This window comes from Ensifer sp. GW101-20A05 (genome assembly GCF_059424735.1).
The window spans coordinates 143,728-161,204 of the sequence record NZ_JBWKZT010000002.1 but is presented as its reverse complement, the minus strand read 5'-3'; the positions used below and the strand labels follow the sequence as shown (position 1 = coordinate 161,204).

The window sequence follows — 17,477 nt, the reverse complement described above, 5'->3', positions numbered from 1 at the left end:
TTCATTTTGAGGGGATAGGCAGTACCGGCTCGGAAATATTTACCGAATGCATGACCTGCCGCTAAGCTCGGCAGGCCAAAAAATAATCCTCGAGAACCCGGTCGACCGCGGCAAGTGCCAGTGATTTTGCCTTGGCGGCAACTTCGCCGTCACGCACGCGCTCGTAACTGCCCGGAAGATACTGGCTGATCAGAGTTTCCGGGATGTTGACGCCTTCAAGCAGCGACAGAAGTTCTTCCACCGCTGCAGCAACCTTCGGGTGCGGCCAGTAATAGCGGATGCGGTCGCTGTAGGAGAAATGCCGCTGCAGCCGTTGGGCTTCCGGCGAGCCGTGGTAATACTTGCCCCAGTTCGCCGGTTCCTCGCGCATGACCATCTCGGTGACCGATGCCAGTGTCTGCTTGCGTGCCTCGGGGAAGAGGAAGGTAGCGATCTGGTCGAGGCCGTAGAGCGCCTCGCGCAGCGCGAAGGTAAGGCCGGGGCCGACCTTGAGGATGGCAAAGCCATCGGAGACGAGATCGCGCAATGCCTCCGGCGTCTGATAGTCGGTGGAATGCGCCTCGAAGACGATGCCATCCAGCTGCCTCAGGCTGGCGCTAAGCTTTGCCGCCTTCTGCCTGTCATAGGCGATGACGTTCTCGTTGCCGAACTCGACGCCCGGCTGGACGACGGCGCCGACCACACGCTTGAAAGCGTTAGCGGCGCCCGCCGCTTCGAAGGCCTGGCGATGGACGCCAACCGTCTCGATTGCCGCCTCGGGCGCCGTGACCTCCAGCGTATCCAGCTCTTCGAGTGCGCCGCCCGGAACCGGGACTTCTGTGCCGATGATATAGACGGGAGCGACCCCCTCTTGGCCGGAAATGGCGGCCTCGGCGGCGGCGGCAAGCCGCGCAGCGCGTTCCGCCGTCACGGCATCTGGAAGCGCCACCGGTTCGCCGGCGCAGCCCATGCTTGTATCGAGATGCAGCTTGGTGAAGCCGGCCCGCGCATAGGCCTCGATCATCGTCACGGCCTTGGCCATGGCGCCTTCCGCTGGCAGATGTTTCCACGGGTTTGGGCCAAGGTGGTCGCCGCCGAGGATGATCCTCTCCTTCGGGAAGGAGACGCGGTCGGCGATGCCGGCGACGAAACGGGTGAAATCGGCGGGCGTCATGCCGGTATAGCCGCCGTCCTGATTGACCTGGTTGCAGGTCGCCTCAATCAGCAGGGCGGCGTCTTCCTGTAGCGCACGCAGCATCGCGGCCTCGATCACCAGCGGGTGGGCGGAGCAGACGGAGGGAATGCCGCGCGGGCCGGGGCGTTCGTTCCAGCGGGCGATGTCGATCAGCAGGTTCGGTTGCATGGGTCAGCCCTTTCGCGCGTAGATGAAGGTTTCGAGATCGGCGCGCGTCGAGGCGCCTTCCATCGGGCCGGAGATCATGACGGCGCGTGCGCCCGAGGCGTTGGCGAATTCCAGCGCTTCTGCGGGTGCCGCTCCGTTCAGCCAGAAGGTGACGAAGGTCGCGCCGAAGCAGTCTCCGGCGCCGGTCGGATCGACCTCTTCGGCCGGAAAGCCGGGATGCGAGAGCGTGATTTCCCGATCGAAATAGCTCGCGCCTTCAGCGCCGCGCTTGACGACGATCACCTTGATGCCGGCGGCAAGCAGTTCCGAAACCGCCTCGGCCTCGGTCTTCGCCTTGGTGAACAGGAAGAGCTCCTGCCCGCTCGGCAGGAAGACGTCTGTCCTGGCAAGCACCGCGCGCAGCGCCTCGCGCATGCCGGGGCTATCGAGGATTTCCGGCCTGAGGTTCGGATCGAAGGACACCGTGCCGCCGGCCGCCTTGATCATCTCGATCGCTGCGATAATGCTCTCCACCACGCTTGGTGCGTAGAGCGACGAGCCCATCACATGCAGATGGCTGCAACCGCGCACCAATGCCCGCGCGGCGTCATCGAGACGGATCGCGCCGCAGGCGCTGTGGCGGATATTGAAGACGAAGGCGCGGCTGCCGTCGGGGCGATAGCGCACGAAGGCGCTGCCGGTGGTGCCGAGCGGATCAACCGCGATGCCGGAGATGTCGACGCCATCAGCCTTCAGGCGGTCGAGATTGACGTGGCCGAAATCGTCGTCGCCGACGCGCGAGATGATCGCGGCTGCCTGCCCGAGTTTGCCGACCTGGTCGATGAAGATCGCCGGGGCGCCGGAGGGGTAGGGGCCGATGAGCGGCGTGGCCTGCCGGAAGCCGTCGCCCTTTTCGGTGGCGATGATCTCCACGAGGATTTCGCCGATCGTCAGTATCTTGTGCATGGGTATGTTTCTCTTCTGAGGATCAGCGCTTGGCCTGCTTGGCGCGGACGTCGAGCCAAACCGCGATCAGGATCACCAGGCCCTTGACGATGAGCTGGTAGAAGTAGGGGACCGACAGCATGTTCATGCCGTTGTTCATGACGCCGATGATGAGCGCGCCGATCAGCGTGCCGACCATGGTGCCGACGCCGCCGGCAAGCGAGGTGCCGCCGAGCACGGCCGCAGCGATGGCGTCGAGCTCATAGCTCATGCCGGCATTGGTCTGGGCGGAGAACAGCCGGGAGGACAAGAGCACGCCGCTGATTGCCGCCATGACGCCGGAGATCATGAAGATCGTGATCTTCAGCCGGTCGACCTTGATGCCGGAATAGACCGCCGCCTCGCGGTTACCGCCCGTCAGATAAGCGCGGCGGCCGAAGCTCGTCTTGCTCAGAAGGATGTGGTTGACCACGAACAGAACGGCGACCACCCAGATGATGATGGGCAGGCCGAGGAAGCTCTCCGTGCCGATGGCGGTCCAGGTCGCATTCTCGATCATCGCCGGCGCGCCGTTGGTCGGCAGGCTGACCATGCCGCGGTAGATGCCCATCGTCGCGACCGTGACGATGAAGGAAGGCAACAGCAATTTCGCCGTCAGCACGCCGTTCAGCATGCCCATCAGGGCGCCGGCCAGAAGCGTGATGACGATCGCCGGCGCGAAGCCGAGACCGAAGGCGAAACATTGCGCCCCAACCATGCCGGCAACTGCGATGATCGAGCCGACCGAAAGGTCGATCTCGCCGAGCAGGATCACCCAGGTCATGCCGAAGGCAGCGATCGCCACCACCGCCACCTGCTGCAGGATGTTCATGAAGTTGACGACTGACATGAAGCGCGGGTTGAGGAAGGAGAAGATGACGCAGAGCATCACCAGCGACAGCAGGATGCCGCCATATTGTTTCAACGCCCGCATGAAGGCGGCCTGGGTCTCGGATTGCTGTGTCATGATTGGAATCCCGTTGCGTGCGCCATGATTGTTTCCGGGCTGAGGTCGGCGCCGGAAAGGGTCGCGCCGATGCCGCCCTCGTGCATGACGACGACGCGGTCGCTCATTCCCAGAACTTCCGGCAGCTCGGAGGAGATCAGCAGGATCGCCGTGCCCTCGGCCGCCAGCTGGCGGATGATCTTGTAGATTTCAAACTTGGCGCCGACGTCGACGCCACGGGTGGGCTCGTCGAGGATCAGCACCTTGGGCCGCGTCAGCAGCCACTTGGCGAGCACGATCTTCTGCTGGTTGCCGCCGCTGAGCGAACCTGAGGGCGTGTCGAGCGAGTGCGTCTTGATCGCCAGCCGGCCGACTTCCACGGCCGCGGCTTCGCGCTCGGCGCGGCTCCGGGTGAAGCCGAGCGGTCCGGTGAAATCGGCAAGGGCTGCCATCGAGATGTTCCAGCCGACGCTGTGGCTGAGAACGAGGCCTTCTTCCTTACGGTTTTCGGTGACGAAGCCGATGCCGCGCGAAATCGCCTCTGCCGGCGAGCGGAAACGAACCGGCTGCCCCTCGAAGCGAACCGTGCCGGTCGCCGCCTTCATGCCGAACAGTGCGTTCATCACTTCGGAGCGGCCGGAACCGACGAGGCCGAAAAAGCCGAGGATTTCGCCGGGGCGGACGTCGAAGGAGATGTCGTCGAACTCGCCATCACGGGTAAGGCTGTCGATCGAAAGAACCGGAGCTGTCTTCGCCGACTGCTCGTGGGTCCGTGGCGGATAGATCTCATCCATGCGACGGCCGACCATCAGCGCGATCAGCGCCTCGATGGTGACGTCGTCGCGATCATGGGTCGAGACATATTCGCCGTCGCGGATGACGGTGATGTCGTCGCTGAGCCGCATGATCTCTTCCATGCGGTGGGAAATGTAGATGACGGCGACGCCACGTTGCTTCAGCCGGGTAATGATCTCGAACAGGATCTCGGCTTCGCTGTCGCTCAGCGACGAGGTCGGCTCGTCGAGAATGACGACCTTGGCCTCGTGGCTCAGCCCCTTGGCGATTTCCACGAGTTGGCGCTGGGCGATCGAGAGATTGCCGATCTTCTCGCTGACGTCGATCGGCAGACCGAGATCGGCGACGATCGCGCGGGCCTTGGCGACGAGCGCCTTGTCGTTGATGAAGCCGAAGCGGCGCGGCTCGCGGGTGGCAAGAATATTTTCGGCCACCGTCAGGTTGCTGCAGAGGCTGAGTTCCTGGAAGACGATGGCAAGCCCGAGGGCTGCGGCGTCCTGCGGATCAGCCGGCCGGTAGGGGCGCCCATCAAGCGTGATGACACCCGAAGTTGCCTCGTGCACGCCGGCCAGAATCTTCATCAGTGTCGATTTGCCGGCGCCGTTTTCGCCGAGCAGCGTGTGCACCCGGCCGCGCCTGACCTTGAGACGCATGCTTTTCAGCGCCGCGACCTGACCGAAGGATTTGGTGACGTCACTGATCTCGAGGACGGTGTCCGTGGTCGAACCATGCATGGTGGCCTCCATACGACGCCGCGCGTCCCATCCGCGCGCGCAAAGGGCGAGCCGAGGCGCCTCCGGCCATATGCCGGAGCGCTCACTCCTGAGGTTGCCGCCGCCCGGAGGCGACGGCTGTCCTGGGAGGACTTATTTCGCGGTATAGACGCCGGGCACGATCGGCTGTTCGGCCGGAACGGTCTCGCCGGCGGCGACCTTGACGGCGGTGTCGACTGCCTGCTTGCCCATCTGGTCCGGGAACTGCTGGATGACGCCGACCATGACCGGGTTGGTGTCGACGGCGTCGCGCGCTTCCTTCATGCCGTCAAAGCCGATGACCTTGACCTGGGATTCAAGACCCGCGGCCTTGACCGCGACGGCGGCTGCGAGGGCTGCATCGTCGCCAAAGCCGAAGATGCCGGTGATATCGGGATTGGCCTGCAGCATGTTCTGGGCCGCAGCCAGCGCTTCGGCGCGGGTAATGCCGGTCTGGATGGCGACGATCTCCATGTCCGGATGCTTGGCGATCGCTTCCTTGAAGCCGTTGACGCGGTTCACCACCGACTGGACGGTCGGATAGTCGATGACGGCGACCTTGCCCTTGTTGTCGAGGACCTTGGCCATCAGCTCGCCAGCCTTCACACCACCGGTGAAGTTGTCGGTGCCGATATGCGAAGTGACCGTCGCGCCATTGGCCGGAACGTCGACGGTGATCACCTTGATGCCGGCCTTCTCGGCCTTCTCGATCGCAGCGCGCACGCCCTGGCTATCGACCGGCGAGATGACGATGACGTCGACGCCCTTGACGATGAAATCCTCGACATCGGCGAGCTGCTTGTTGAGATCCTGGTTGGCGATCGAGACCTCGAGCTTGACGTTCTTGGCTTGCGCCTCGGCTTTCATCGCGTCGGCGAGCTCGATGTAGAACGGATGCTGCTGGGTGAGCAGCGATGCGCCGATGCCGTCGGCAAAGGCCGTGGAGGCAAGGAGCGAGAGCGCCGTGCCGGCGACGAGCGATTTCAGAATGCGGGACATGTTCATGGTTTCCTCCCTGGAAACGGCGCGGGCCTTCGGTGTTGTGCAGCCAAGCTGGCGAGGCCCTCCCACCGCCGTCTTGGTGAGGGCGTAAAAACCACAAAACTTTGCGCGCGTCAATTTTTAAAAATACGCAAACAAAAAATAAAAAGTATACCGAGGAAATTTACTATACCTCCCCACGGTTCATCGCAGCCTGCTGAGCAGCCGCAAGGGCTCCCTCCAACTTCGTTGCGCGGATGACTTGCCTTTGCCCCTCCTCGCGCCAGATAGCGTGGCAAACGGTGACGGAGACGAGATCATGTCTGAGACCAGCAAGACGGTGTTGGTCCGAATCCTCGGGCGGGTACAAGGCGTTAGCTTCAGGGTTTGGGCCCGTGACGAGGCGCAGAAGCTCGGTCTCGTCGGATGGGTTCGAAACGAAGCCGATGGCTCGGTTGCCGCTCTGATCAGCGGTCCGGAGGAGGCAATCACCCTCATGCTCGAGCGTCTGCATGAAGGGCCGCCGGCCGCATGGGTTTCGAAGGTCGTTGCCGAGTTCGTCGAAGCGCCGGAAGGCGTCAGCGGCTTTCGGATCACCAGATAGGCATTCGTGCCTCTCGTGATGCTGCCCAATACAGGTTGAGCTTCAGTTCTCCCGCCGCATCAGAGCGTGCGCGGCTGTCGCAATGGGCACAGCTCTGCGGCGATCGTGCGCGAAATCAATGTTGCGCTTCGAGACCGCTCGTTCTCCGCTCGCGGCCATAGGCACGGAGAAACGTCCTGACCGCCTGATGGGCGCTGACTTCCAGTTCCGCTTCGCTCGGGGCCTCGCCGAAAAGCCCGCCCATCTGCAAGTCTGCCTTGATCAGCGCGATGAACTGCCGGGCGGCGAGGTCGAAGTCATCGATGTCGAGCGGTGCTGAATGGGCGAGCCGGGCAAAAAGCGCCGCCAGCGCCCTGTCGGTCTTGCCCGGGCCCTGTTCCCGCCAGAACTGGAACAGATGCGGATAGCGATTGCCCTCCGTCGCGATCAGCTTCTGGATGAACTTGGCGTCCTGGTTGCAGATGCAGCTCTTGTTGAGGCGCACCGCAAAGGCGGCAAGCTCTTCCTCGAGGTTGTCGGCCTTTTCGGGAAACGTCGCGAGGATGGAGAACAGCATGCCGTTGGTGCGATCCATGATGTCCTGGATCACTGCCATGAACAGCGTCTCTTTTTCGCGGTAGTGGTTGTAGATCGTCTGGCGCGACACGCCGGCTTCGGCGGCGATCTCGTCGATGCTGGCACCGGAAAAGCCCTCGCGGCAGAAGACGTCCGCCGCGGCCTCCAGGATCGAAACGCGTTTCGCGAGTTGTCCTTTTTGCGCGCGGACGTCCGGTGAGGCGAGGCCAGATTTTTTCATGGACTGAAGATAGAGCCCATTGACGATTTAGACAATGCTGTCTAATTTTACATCTGTGTCCAAATTAATGGACTAAGTAGTCAGCGCAGGATGCGTCTCCCAAACGTTCGATCCTGGCACGACCGTCATCTTTCGAGTTTCAATCCCGGCGACAGCGATGTCGGCCCCTGGGCCGGAGCGTTGTCGTGATTTCTGAAAGATCATTGCCATGACAGCGTCCTTCCTTCGCACGGCCATCGTCCTCGGTCTGATTTCGGCGATCGGTCCCTTCGCAATCGACATGTATCTGCCTGCCTTGCCGTCGATCGGCAAAGACCTGGCTGCCGAAACCGGCGTCGTGCAGCTCAGCCTGCTCTCGTTCTTCATTTCCTTTGCCATTTCGCAGCTCATCTACGGGCCGCTTTCCGATATCTGGGGGCGCAAGGCGCCGCTCTATCTCGGCATCGGCCTCTTCACCGTTGCCAGCGTCGGCTGCGCGCTCGCAACCGACATCGAAACCCTGATCGCCTTTCGCTTTCTGCAGGGTATAGGCGGCGCCGCCGGCATGGTTATCCCGCGCGCCGTCGTCCGCGACATGCACACCGGCGTTCAGGCGGCGCGGCTGATGTCGCTGCTGATGCTCGTCTTCAGCATTTCGCCGATCCTGGCGCCACTGGCCGGCAGCGCGGTGATCCAGTTCTACGGCTGGCGCGGCGTCTTCTATGCCGTGATGATCGCCGCCTTCATCGGCCTGATCCTCTTGTCGACCCAATTGCAGGAAACCCGACCCAAAAAGGACCGTGCCGGCAGCAGCGTGGCGAGCGCGCTTGCCGCATACCGCCTGCTGCTTTCTGACCGCAACTTCCTGACGCTCACCTTCATCGGCGGGCTCGGGATCTCGGGCTTCCTGGTTTATCTCGCCAACTCGCCCTTCGTGCTGATCGACCATTACGGGCTGACGCCAACGCAATACAGCATCGCCTTTTCGATGAATGCCGTTTCGTTCTTCGCGGTGTCGCAGGCTACCGGCTGGCTTGGCGAGCGTTTCGGCCTGGTGCGGGTGATGCACCTCGCCGTCGCCGCCTTTGCGCTGACGATGGTCACGATGTTCATCGTCATGAGCCTCGGCTTCAACCAGTTGCCCGTCATGGCCGCCTTCCTGTTCGTCGGCTACGGCGTGCTCGGGCTGGTGATCCCGACCTCGGCGGTGCTGGCGCTTGAGGATCACGGCGAAATCGCCGGCACCGCATCGGCGCTGATGGGCACGCTGCATTTCGTCACCGCCGCCGTCGCGATGATCATCGCGAGCGTCTTCTTCGATGGAACCGCTCTGCCGATGACCGGTGCCATCGCGGCTTGCGCGCTTGCCGCCTTCCTGCTGACGCAGGCAACGATCGGCCGCAGCCGTGTGGTCGCGGCGGAATAACCACACCCCTTTGATGCGCGGAGCCGCCCAAAGACATCATGTCCTCGGGCGGTTCTTCATGTTCCCGCAGGTACCTGGGGTTCCTCAGAAATCCCAGTCCTCGTCTTCGGTCGCGACCGCCTTGCCTATGACATAGGACGAGCCAGAGCCGGAGAAGAAGTCGTGGTTCTCGTCGGCGTTGGGTGAGAGCGCGGAGAGAATGGCGGGGTTGACCTTGCAGGCTTCTGCCGGGAACAGCGCCTCGTAACCGAGGTTCATCAGGGCCTTGTTGGCGTTGTAGTGCAGGAACTTCTTCACGTCCTCGGTAAGCCCGACGCCGTCATAAAGGGCTTCCGTATATTTCGCCTCGTTGTCGTAGAGTTCGAGCAGCAGGTCGAAGGCGAAGTCCTTGATTTCCTGCCGGCGTTCCTCGGTCAGCCTCTCCAGGCCGCGCTGGAACTTGTAGCCGATATAGTAGCCGTGCACCGCCTCGTCACGGATGATCAGCCGGATCATATCGGCGGTGTTCGTGAGCTTGGCGCGGCTCGACCAGTACATCGGCAGATAGAAACCGGAATAGAACAGGAAACTTTCGAGGAAGACGCTGGCGACCTTCTTCTTGAGCGGATCGGCGGAGGCATACTGCTCCATGATCAGCGCCGACTTCTTCTGCAGAAACTCGTTTTCCTCCGACCAGCGATAGGCGTCGTCGACATCGGGCGTCGGGCACAGCGTCGAGAAGATCGAGGAATAGGAGCGCGCGTGCACCGCTTCCATGAAGGAGATGTTGGAAAGCACCGCCTCCTCGTGCGGAGTGATGGCATCCTCCATCAGCTTGACGGCGCCGACGCCGTTCTGGATCGTGTCGAGCAGCGTGAGGCCGGTGAAGACGCGGATGGTGAGCTTCTGCTCCTCCGGCTTCAGGGTCGCCCAGGAGGGGATGTCGTTGGAGAGCGGCACCTTCTCCGGCAGCCAGAAATTGCCGGTAAGCCGGTTCCAGACCTCCAGATCCTTGTCGTCCTCGATGCGGTTCCAGTTGATGGCGCGGATGCGGTTTGCTGGCTTGGTGTGCATGTTCATTTCGTTGTCCTCTCGGGCGTGGACGCCCCTCATCCGCCTGCCGGCACCTTCTCCCCGCTTGCGGGGAGAAGGTGTATGCCGCGCCATCTCGCATAATCTGGGCCGTCAGTGTGGCAGGTACCCTCTCCCCGCAGGCGGGGAGAGGGTTAGGGTGAGGGGCACTTAATGGGAACGCGGCGCTACAACGCGCAGGAAACGCAGCCCTGGACCTGCGTGCCCTCAAGCGCCATCTGGCGAAGGCGGATGTAGTAGATCGTCTTGATGCCCTTCTTCCAGGCGTGGATCTGCGCGCGGTTTATGTCGCGCGTCGTCGCCGTGTCGCGGAAGAACAGGGTCAGCGACAGGCCCTGGTCGACATGCTGGGTCGCAGCCGCATAGGTGTCGATGATCTTCTCCGGCCCGATCTCGTAGGCGTCCTGGTAATATTCGAGGTTGTCGTTGGTCATGAAGGCGGCCGGATAGTAGACGCGGCCAATCTTGCCTTCCTTGCGGATCTCGATCTTCGAGACGATCGGGTGGATCGAGGAGGTCGAGTGGTTGATGTAGGAGATCGAGCCCGTCGGCGGCACCGCCTGGAGGTTCTGGTTGTAGAGGCCGCCTTGCGTGACCGCCTGTTTCAGTTCCAGCCAATCGTCCTGCGTCGGGATGCGGATGCCGGCCGCTTCGAACAGGCCCTTCACCTTCTCCGTCGCCGGCAGCCATTCGGCTTCGGTGTATTTGTCGAAATATTCGCCTGACGCGTATTTCGAGTTCTCGAAGCCCTTGAAGGTCACGCCCTTCTCGACCGCCAGCCGGTTGGATGCGCGGATGGCGTGATAGGTCACCGTGTAGAAATAGATGTTGGTGAAATCGATGCCTTCCTCGGAGCCGTAGAAGACGCGCTCGCGGGCGAGGTAGCCGTGCAGGTTCATCTGGCCAAGGCCGATCGCGTGGCTGTCGTCATTGCCCTTCTCGATCGAAGGCACGGAAGAGATGTGGCTCATTTCGGAGACGGCGGTGAGCGCGCGGATCGAGGTCTCGATCGTCTGGCCGAAATCCGGACTGTCCATCGCCGCGGCAATGTTCAGCGAGCCGAGATTACAAGAGATATCCTTGCCCATCTTTGCGTAGGAGAGGTCGTCGTTGAATTCGCTCGCCTCGCTCACCTGCAGGATTTCCGAGCAGAGGTTGCTCATGGTGATGCGCCCGGCGATCGGGTTCGCCCGGTTCACCGTGTCCTCGAACATGATGTAGGGGTATCCGCTCTCGAACTGGATTTCGGCAATGATCTGGAAGAAATCGCGCGCCTTGATCTTCCGCTTGCGGATACGAGCATCCTCGACCATCTCGCGGTACTTCTCCGTCACCGAAATTTCGGTCAGCGGCACGCCGTAGACGCGCTCCACGTCATAGGGCGAGAACAGATACATGTCCTCGTTGTTGCGGGCGAGCTCGAAGGTGATGTCCGGGATGACGACGCCGAGCGACAGCGTCTTGATGCGGATCTTTTCGTCGGCATTTTCCCGCTTGGTATCGAGGAAGCGCATGATGTCCGGGTGGTGGGCATGCAGATAAACAGCACCTGCCCCTTGGCGGGCGCCAAGCTGGTTGGCATAGGAGAAGCTGTCTTCAAGCAGTTTCATGACAGGGATGATGCCGGAGGACTGGTTCTCGATCTGCTTGATCGGCGCGCCCATCTCTCTGATGTTGGTGAGCGACAGCGCCACGCCACCGCCGCGCTTGGAGAGCTGCAATGCGGAATTGATCGCGCGGCCGATGCTCTCCATGTTGTCCTCGACCCGCAGCAGGAAGCAGGAGACGAGCTCGCCGCGTTGCTTTTTACCGGCATTGAGGAAGGTCGGCGTCGCCGGCTGGAAACGCCCGGAAATGATCTCATCGACGAGATCGCGGGCAAGTCCCTCGTTGCCGCGCGCCAGTGTCATGGCCACCATGCAGACGCGATCCTCGTAGCGCTCCAGGTAGCGCTTTCCGTCAAAGGTCTTCAGCGTATAGGACGTGTAGTATTTGAACGCGCCGAGGAAGGTCGGGAAGCGGAACTTCTTCCCATAGGCGTGGTCATAGAGATCGCGGACGAAGTTGAAGGAATACTGGTCGAGAACCTGCTGCTCGTAGTAGCCCTCGGTCACCAGATAATCGAGCTTCTCCCTGAGGTTATGGAAGAAGACCGTGTTCTGGTTGACGTGCTGGAGGAAGTATTGTTTCGCCGCCAGCCGGTCTTTGTCGAGCTGGATCCGTCCCTCTTCATCATAGAGGTTCAGCATTGCGTTCAGCGCATGATAGTCCAGCGCCGCTTCCGTCGCCTTCAGGGGGCGTTCGAGTGTTGAGACGTCCAAAATCGTTCCATCCCGTTTCTGACATTGGCGACGTCCTCCTCTGTTCCGAGAAGCTCGAACCGGTAGAGGTAGGGCACCTGGCACTTGGCCGCGATGACGTCGCCGGCGATCCCGTAGGTCGCGCCGAAATTGCTGTTGCCCGCAGCAATGACGCCGCGGATGTGAGAGCGGTTGCCCGCATCGTTGAGGAAGCGGATGACCTGTTTCGGCACCGCACCCCGGCCGTCATCGCCGCAATAGGTGGGCACGACCAACACGAAAGGCTCGGAAACCGTAAGTGAAGCCTTACTTTCTTTGAGCGGTATGCGCGCTGCGCGAAGGCCGAGCTTTTCGACGAAGCGATGGGTGTTTTCCGAGCGGCTGGAAAAATAGACGATCAGGCCCACCGCCCGTCTCCTCTAGGAAAGCGCGCTGATCTTGTCGGGGCGAAAACCCGCCCAGTGTTCGGGGCCGGCGACGACGACGGGAAGCTGCATGTAGCCGAGGCCCTTGACCGTTTCGAGCGCGTCTTGGTCGATGGAGATATCAATGACCTCGTAGTTGACGCCCTGGCGATCGAGCGCTCGGTAGGTCGCGGTGCATTGGACGCAGGCGGGCTTGCTGTAGACGGTAACGTTCATTTCTTCCTCGTTTGGTCGGCTGGATGAGAGCATGAGAAGGCGCACGGACACGCAGCCGCGATCCGGCGAAATGCAGGGCTGTCATGGCTGTGGCTCGCTCGGATCTGGACGCCCGGGCATGCCTCTTCGTCAGCTGCGCGGGAAACCGCGCCTCTTGATTGGCGAGCGATAGAATTTCAATGACGCGGACATGACTTCACCCCGAAGCTTTCGACAGGCTGCCGGGGAGATGTCGAGACGATCAGGCAGGCTCATCCTGCCGCACGACAGCGCCGTGCGTCCTATCAGACGCGCAAAGATCGCTGTAGCACTTCGATTTGCTGCATGTTTTTATCCTTAAATCGGCGACGATTTAAGGAAACATGCAGTAGACTCAACCCCTCCGGACACCCGCCCGTGGACGTTTGTTGCTCGAGGCAGGTCTCCTGGCTCACGGGTCTCAGCTTCCATCCCGACCTTCCCGAGGCCTCATGCCTCAGTGGTCCAATTCCGGACAGTCGCTCGCCGTCTACAGTTGCGGGGGCAGCTACGGCATAGCCTAGCGAAAACTCGCCGACGCACCGTATTCCCGTCTTAGCTACTCAATCCCTGCGAATCGAGAGAACCTCGAACACTAGATATAGTAGTTCATCGCAAATCTGCGTCAATAGGTTCGAGGTGCCCGAAGCCGGGGTGAGAAGGTGATTTCTTTCGCCGTGTGGATAACAAGGAGTAAACGGCGGGAGGCGGCGAAACCTGTGGGTGAAGAACTTCTCGGCTTTGAGCCCCGCGCTCGCTCCGTTGCGATCACTTGCGAAGGGGCTTCGGCACGCCGCTTTTAGAAACGCCACGCCGGATCTCTCCCGAATTCGGTCCGCGGGCTGGGAAGGTGGCAGATCACGATAACTGCGCTGTGTCTTGCCTCTGCGCTCCGTCAATCGCAGAGCGACATGCTTATGTCTTTGTTTTCTCCGGGCTGGGCTCGAGGCGAAGCCCTTGCCATTTGCGGCGCGTCGCCGCAATCCCGCTCCGGCGAGGGCGGTGACCTGCGCGGATTGTCGTCCTTCGGCCAATGCCAAGGATCGGCACCATCGCCGACGCGCGCCCGGATGGTCTCCTGATCTCGCGTCAGCCCGATATCCTTCAGCTGGAATTCGCTGAACGTATCGATGGCGATGATTGGGTTGAGTGCGTTGCCGGCCCAGTTCAGGGCATGAAGGATCGTTGATCGCACTGCGCTAAGCATTGCTATCCTCTTTGTTTTTGCTGTTGTGTTCACGAAAAAAGTGAGGATTTTTGCTGCTTCGCGCAAAGCGATTTCTCGCATGCTGGCATAAAGAATGCTTATCTCAGGGCCATGAGCAAGATTCCTCCCATGAGTGCCGTGCGCGCCTTCGAAGCGGCCGCCAGACATCTGAGCTTCACCCGCGCCGCCGACGAGCTCGGCATGACGCAGGCGGCGGTCAGCTACCAGATCCGGCTGTTGGAGGAGCGCATCGGCACGCCGCTCTTCGTTCGTCTTCCGCGCGAGGTTCGGCTGACGGCGGCCGGGCGGCAGCTGGCGCCGAAGGTGACGGAAGCGATCGACCTTCTCGGGGCGGCCTTCTCGGAGATTGCCGACAAGACCGAACACCACCTGCACATTTCCGTGCTGCCGACCGTCGTGTCGAGCTGGCTCGGCCAGCGGCTCGCCTCGTTCCAGACGGCCCATCCGAACATCAGCATCCGGGTGCACATGTCGACCGAGCTGATCGACTTCAAGCGTGACGCCATCGATCTCGTGGTGCGCAGCGGCAACGGCGACTGGCCCGGCAACGACGTGTTCCCGCTTTTCCCTATCGATTACATGCCGGTCTGCACGCCGTCTTTCATGGAGAAGCACCAGCTCAGGCATCCCTCGGACGTCCTGCGTGTACGGCGCTTCGGCAACGCCAGCTGGTGGCGGCGATGGATGATCGAAACCGGGGTGGAGCCACCGGCGAGCAACGGTACCGAACTGATCTTCGACGTCCAGGCGATGGACGTCACGACGACTTTGAACGACCATGGCATCGCGATTGCCGTTTCAACCTTCCTGATGGACGAACTGAAGAGCGGCAGGCTCATCCGGCCCTTCGACCATGTGGTAAGAGATGGTCGCGCCTATTGGCTGGTCTATCCGCAGAGCAGCAGGCGGCAGAAAAAGATCCAGGCTTTTCGCGATTGGATTATTGCCGAGGCCGACGCATCGAATGCGCTGCTGGCGACAGTCGTGGGCGATTCCAGGTCGGCATCACCTCAAGCCGGGGTCGGAGCGAGCGCGCTCATGAAACCTGAATAGGGCTTGCTGAGCGGCGACGCATAGGCCCCGCGCTTGCTGGTCATAAGTCCCTGTGACACGAGTGCTTCCGCCTGCTTGACCGCGGCCGAAACGCCGTCGATGACAGGGACGTCATAGTCCGCTTGGAGCGCCCGGGCGAGATCGGCCATGCCGGCGCAGCCGAGCACGATCGCTTCTGCGCCATCCTGATTGAGCGCCAGCTCGATCTCGCGCCGGAGTTTGGCGAGCGCGTCTGATGCCTTGTCCTCCAGTTCGAGCACCGGGATGTTGGCGGCGCGGACCCTTGCCCGGTCGCCCATGCCGTAATGCCGGACGAGATTCTCGATCAGCACCCGTGACCGTTCGAGCGTGGTGACCACGGTGAAACGTTGCGCCAGCATGGCAGCGGTCGCGACGGCGGATTCGCAGAGCCCCACCACCGGTATGCGGGCGAGCGCACGGGCCGCCTCGAGGCCGGTGTCGTCGAAGCAGGCGATGACCGCGGCATCGGCGCCTGCGGCCTCGCCGTCGCGGATTTCGGCGAGCAGGCCCGGCAGGGCGACGGCGCCGTCATAATGCCCCTCGATCGAGGCCGGTCCCGATCTGGAGGTGCGCGCGAGAATTTCCGTGGCAGGGTTGGCGACAGTCCGAGCGGCCGCGGCTGCCTTGGCCGTCATCGACGCGGTGGTGTTGGGATTGATGATCAGGATGCGCATCTAGCCTAGCTCAGCTTTGCCTGGCGGCGTCGCAAGGTCAGAATGACTGCGAGCGCGACGAGGATGATGGTGAAGGAGAAGAGGGTGGTGACCGTGCCGAGCGCATAGAGCACCGGCGTCGTCACATTCGTAGTCATGCCGTAGATCTCGAGTGGCAGAGTGTTGTAGCTGCCCGAAGTCATCAGCGTGCGGGCGAATTCGTCGTAGGAGAGCGTGAAGCCGAAGAGGCCGACGCCGATCAGGCTTGGCGCGATCATCGGCAGGAGAACGTGCTGGAAGGTCTGCCAGGACGTCGCCCCGAGATCGCGCGCCGCTTCTTCGTAGGCCGGTGAGAACCGGTTGAAGACCGCAAACATGATGAGCACGCCGAAAGGCAGTGTCCAGGTGAGATGCGCGCCGAAGCCGGAGGAGTACCAGGCGGGCTTCAGGCCGAACTGCTGGAAGACGACGCCGATGCCGAGCGAGATGATGATCGACGGCACGACGAGACTTGCGACGGTGAGATAGAAGAGCGCGGTTGCGCCGCGGAAGCGTCGGCGGAAGGCAAGGCCTGCAAGCAGGGCGACCACGACGTTGACCGTCATTACCATCAGGCCGAGCGTAAAGGAGCGCCGGAATGAGGCGCCGAAGTCCCCGACCGCCTGCCGTTCGAAAAGGTTGTAGAACCAGTGCAGCGATAGGCCGTTCAGCGGAAAGGTCAGGCCGCCGTCCGGTCCCTGGAAGGACAGGATCAGCACGGCCGACAGCGGGCCGTAGAGAAACAGCACGAACAGCGTGAAGAAGATTGCGAGCAGGTAGAATTCCTTGCCGCGTCTCTCGTGGTTCATGTCAAAGCTCCTTGCGGACGTCGACGACGCGCAGGATCGCGGCGACCATAAAGAGCACGACGATCAGAAGCACCACGGCATTGGCGGCCGCTGCCGGATATTGCAGCAGAGACATCTGGTTTTTCATCATCAGCGCGACGGAGGCGCTCTGGCCGCCGGACATGACCTGCACCGTTGAGAAATCTGCCATGACGAGCGTGACGACGAAGATCGAGCCGATCGCGATGCCCGGCTTGGCGAGCGGCAGGATGACGTTCCAGAGGATCTGGCCGCCGGAAGCGCCGCAGTCGCGCGCCGCCTCGATCAGCGAGCGATCGATCCGCATCAGCGTATTGAAGATCGGCGTGACCATGAACAGCGTGTTGAGATGCACCATGGCAAGCACCACGGCAAAGTCGGAGTAGAGCAGCCACTCGATCGGCTGTGGGATCAGGCCAAGCTCGATCAGGGTCGAATTGACAAGGCCGTTGCGGCCGAGCACCGGGATCCAGGAAATCATGCGGATGATGTTCGAGGTCAGGAACGGCACGGTGCAGACGAGGAACAGCACCATCTGCATGGTTGTTGTGCGGACATGGAAGGCGAGGAAATAGGCGACCCAGAAGCCGATTAAGAGCGTCAGCGCCCAGACGAGGACGGTGAATTTCAGCGTGTTGAGATAGGTCTTCCAGGTGACCCACGAGCCGAGCGTATCGGCGTAGTTCATCGTCAGGAAGTCCGGATAGAGACCGGCGAAGTCATAGTCCCAGAAGCTGACGACGATGATGGTCAGGATCGGCAGCACGAAGAAGAATCCGAGGATCAAAAGGAGAGGGGTTGCCTGGAGATGGGAGGCCAGCGCGCGCGGAGCGCCCCGGCGACGTGATGCCTTCTCTGTCCTGATTTCCCCTGGCTGGGACGTCGCAAGTGTCGCCATCGTCGTTCCTCTCTGGATTTCTGCGATCGGGGTCCGCCCCTCATCCGCCTGCCGGCACCTTCTCGCCGCTTGCGGGAGAAGGGAGATGCGTCGCCGTCCCGCTCATTCTTGATCGCCTATGTGCACGCTCGGCCGGCCGATGTG

17 protein-coding genes and 1 riboswitch are annotated in these 17,477 nt (G+C 61.9%); of the genes, 3 read left to right on the top strand and 14 right to left on the bottom strand.

Going from position 1 to position 17,477, the window contains the following annotated elements; all coding sequences use genetic code 11:
* Positions 1-61: 61 nt before the first annotated feature.
* From AC070A_RS05815 to AC070A_RS05795, 5 genes are all read right to left on the bottom strand, one after another.
* Positions 62-1,342 carry a D-tagatose-bisphosphate aldolase, class II, non-catalytic subunit gene (locus tag AC070A_RS05815; RefSeq protein WP_057251824.1) on the bottom strand — a complete coding sequence of 427 codons (1,281 nt, stop codon included), beginning with the start codon at positions 1,340-1,342 and terminating at the stop codon, positions 62-64.
* Positions 1,343-1,345: 3 nt separating this feature from the next.
* Entirely contained in the window at positions 1,346-2,287 is a 942-nt protein-coding gene (locus AC070A_RS05810) for a tagatose kinase (protein ID WP_057251823.1), read from the bottom strand.
* Between the two features lie 22 nt (positions 2,288-2,309).
* Positions 2,310-3,272, bottom strand: a complete 963-nt coding sequence (locus tag AC070A_RS05805; protein ID WP_057251822.1) for an ABC transporter permease — start codon at positions 3,270-3,272, stop codon at positions 2,310-2,312.
* Entirely contained in the window at positions 3,269-4,780 is a 1,512-nt protein-coding gene (locus AC070A_RS05800; protein WP_113479256.1) for a sugar ABC transporter ATP-binding protein, read from the bottom strand. Before AC070A_RS05800 ends, AC070A_RS05805 begins: the two co-directional genes overlap by 4 nt.
* Before the next feature lie 132 nt (positions 4,781-4,912).
* The gene (locus AC070A_RS05795; protein ID WP_057251820.1) at positions 4,913-5,803 is read right to left on the bottom strand and encodes a substrate-binding domain-containing protein; all 891 of its coding nucleotides are present in this window, start codon (positions 5,801-5,803) and stop codon (positions 4,913-4,915) included.
* Between the two features lie 295 nt (positions 5,804-6,098).
* Here AC070A_RS05795 and AC070A_RS05790 point away from each other — a divergent pair, with 295 nt between their 5' ends.
* On the top strand, positions 6,099-6,383 hold the full coding sequence (locus AC070A_RS05790) for an acylphosphatase (protein WP_057251819.1): 285 nt from the start codon (positions 6,099-6,101) through the stop codon (positions 6,381-6,383).
* A 115-nt stretch (positions 6,384-6,498) separates the two neighbouring features.
* Here AC070A_RS05790 and AC070A_RS05785 read toward each other — a convergent pair whose 3' ends face one another.
* Positions 6,499-7,179, bottom strand: a complete 681-nt coding sequence (locus AC070A_RS05785; protein WP_057251818.1) for a TetR/AcrR family transcriptional regulator — start codon at positions 7,177-7,179, stop codon at positions 6,499-6,501.
* Positions 7,180-7,387: 208 nt separating this feature from the next.
* Between AC070A_RS05785 and AC070A_RS05780 the strand changes: the two genes are divergently transcribed.
* Positions 7,388-8,584, top strand: a complete 1,197-nt coding sequence (locus AC070A_RS05780; protein ID WP_057251817.1) for a multidrug effflux MFS transporter — start codon at positions 7,388-7,390, stop codon at positions 8,582-8,584.
* A gap of 84 nt (positions 8,585-8,668) precedes the next feature.
* On the opposite strand, the gene nrdF is transcribed toward AC070A_RS05780, so the two are convergent.
* The 5 genes from nrdF to AC070A_RS05755 all read right to left on the bottom strand — a co-directional run bounded on the left by nrdF (position 8,669) and on the right by AC070A_RS05755 (position 13,989).
* A complete protein-coding gene (gene nrdF, locus AC070A_RS05775) occupies positions 8,669-9,643 on the bottom strand; it encodes a class 1b ribonucleoside-diphosphate reductase subunit beta (protein WP_057252101.1) in 975 nt (324 codons plus the stop codon).
* A 179-nt stretch (positions 9,644-9,822) separates the two neighbouring features.
* Complete coding sequence (nrdE, locus tag AC070A_RS05770; protein ID WP_057251816.1) at positions 9,823-11,976, bottom strand: class 1b ribonucleoside-diphosphate reductase subunit alpha; 2,154 nt, start codon at positions 11,974-11,976, stop codon at positions 9,823-9,825.
* Positions 11,946-12,362 carry a class Ib ribonucleoside-diphosphate reductase assembly flavoprotein NrdI gene (gene nrdI, locus AC070A_RS05765; RefSeq protein WP_057251815.1) on the bottom strand — a complete coding sequence of 139 codons (417 nt, stop codon included), beginning with the start codon at positions 12,360-12,362 and terminating at the stop codon, positions 11,946-11,948. Before nrdI ends, nrdE begins: the two co-directional genes overlap by 31 nt.
* Positions 12,363-12,374: 12 nt before the next feature.
* A complete protein-coding gene (gene nrdH, locus AC070A_RS05760) occupies positions 12,375-12,596 on the bottom strand; it encodes a glutaredoxin-like protein NrdH (protein ID WP_057251814.1) in 222 nt (73 codons plus the stop codon).
* Between the two features lie 398 nt (positions 12,597-12,994).
* A riboswitch (cobalamin riboswitch) is annotated at positions 12,995-13,220 on the bottom strand.
* Between the two features lie 289 nt (positions 13,221-13,509).
* On the bottom strand, positions 13,510-13,989 hold the full coding sequence (locus AC070A_RS05755) for a hypothetical protein (protein WP_162770844.1): 480 nt from the start codon (positions 13,987-13,989) through the stop codon (positions 13,510-13,512).
* Here AC070A_RS05755 and AC070A_RS05750 point away from each other — a divergent pair.
* Positions 13,951-14,895: a LysR substrate-binding domain-containing protein gene (locus AC070A_RS05750; RefSeq protein ID WP_057251812.1), complete on the top strand. Its 945-nt coding sequence runs from the start codon at positions 13,951-13,953 to the stop codon at positions 14,893-14,895. The two genes, AC070A_RS05755 and AC070A_RS05750, sit on opposite strands and share 39 nt — an antisense overlap.
* On the opposite strand, the gene AC070A_RS05745 is transcribed toward AC070A_RS05750, so the two are convergent.
* The 3 genes from AC070A_RS05745 to AC070A_RS05735 are packed head-to-tail and all read right to left on the bottom strand — an operon-like array spanning position 14,853 to position 17,333.
* Entirely contained in the window at positions 14,853-15,590 is a 738-nt protein-coding gene (locus AC070A_RS05745; protein WP_057251811.1) for an aspartate/glutamate racemase family protein, read from the bottom strand. The two genes, AC070A_RS05750 and AC070A_RS05745, sit on opposite strands and share 43 nt — an antisense overlap.
* Before the next feature lie 5 nt (positions 15,591-15,595).
* On the bottom strand, positions 15,596-16,417 hold the full coding sequence (locus AC070A_RS05740) for an ABC transporter permease (RefSeq protein WP_057251810.1): 822 nt from the start codon (positions 16,415-16,417) through the stop codon (positions 15,596-15,598).
* A 1-nt stretch (position 16,418) separates the two neighbouring features.
* Positions 16,419-17,333, bottom strand: coding sequence for an ABC transporter permease (locus tag AC070A_RS05735; protein WP_113479254.1), 915 nt, complete (start codon positions 17,331-17,333; stop codon positions 16,419-16,421).
* Positions 17,334-17,477: the final 144 nt, after the last annotated feature.

Coding starts and splice junctions, on each gene's coding strand:
- AC070A_RS05800 (WP_113479256.1), bottom strand. CDS start 4,780: ATGCATGGTTCGACCACGGACACCGTCCTCGAGATCAGTGACGTCACC.
- AC070A_RS05780 (WP_057251817.1), top strand. CDS start 7,388: ATGACAGCGTCCTTCCTTCGCACGGCCATCGTCCTCGGTCTGATTTCG.
- AC070A_RS05755 (WP_162770844.1), bottom strand. CDS start 13,989: ATGTCTGGCGGCCGCTTCGAAGGCGCGCACGGCACTCATGGGAGGAAT.
- AC070A_RS05745 (WP_057251811.1), bottom strand. CDS start 15,590: ATGCGCATCCTGATCATCAATCCCAACACCACCGCGTCGATGACGGCC.
- nrdF (WP_057252101.1), bottom strand. CDS start 9,643: ATGAACATGCACACCAAGCCAGCAAACCGCATCCGCGCCATCAACTGG.
- AC070A_RS05790 (WP_057251819.1), top strand. CDS start 6,099: ATGTCTGAGACCAGCAAGACGGTGTTGGTCCGAATCCTCGGGCGGGTA.
- AC070A_RS05735 (WP_113479254.1), bottom strand. CDS start 17,333: ATGGCGACACTTGCGACGTCCCAGCCAGGGGAAATCAGGACAGAGAAG.
- AC070A_RS05795 (WP_057251820.1), bottom strand. CDS start 5,803: ATGAACATGTCCCGCATTCTGAAATCGCTCGTCGCCGGCACGGCGCTC.
- AC070A_RS05810 (WP_057251823.1), bottom strand. CDS start 2,287: ATGCACAAGATACTGACGATCGGCGAAATCCTCGTGGAGATCATCGCC.
- nrdH (WP_057251814.1), bottom strand. CDS start 12,596: ATGAACGTTACCGTCTACAGCAAGCCCGCCTGCGTCCAATGCACCGCG.
- AC070A_RS05805 (WP_057251822.1), bottom strand. CDS start 3,272: ATGACACAGCAATCCGAGACCCAGGCCGCCTTCATGCGGGCGTTGAAA.
- AC070A_RS05740 (WP_057251810.1), bottom strand. CDS start 16,417: ATGAACCACGAGAGACGCGGCAAGGAATTCTACCTGCTCGCAATCTTC.
- AC070A_RS05815 (WP_057251824.1), bottom strand. CDS start 1,342: ATGCAACCGAACCTGCTGATCGACATCGCCCGCTGGAACGAACGCCCC.
- AC070A_RS05750 (WP_057251812.1), top strand. CDS start 13,951: ATGAGTGCCGTGCGCGCCTTCGAAGCGGCCGCCAGACATCTGAGCTTC.
- AC070A_RS05785 (WP_057251818.1), bottom strand. CDS start 7,179: ATGAAAAAATCTGGCCTCGCCTCACCGGACGTCCGCGCGCAAAAAGGA.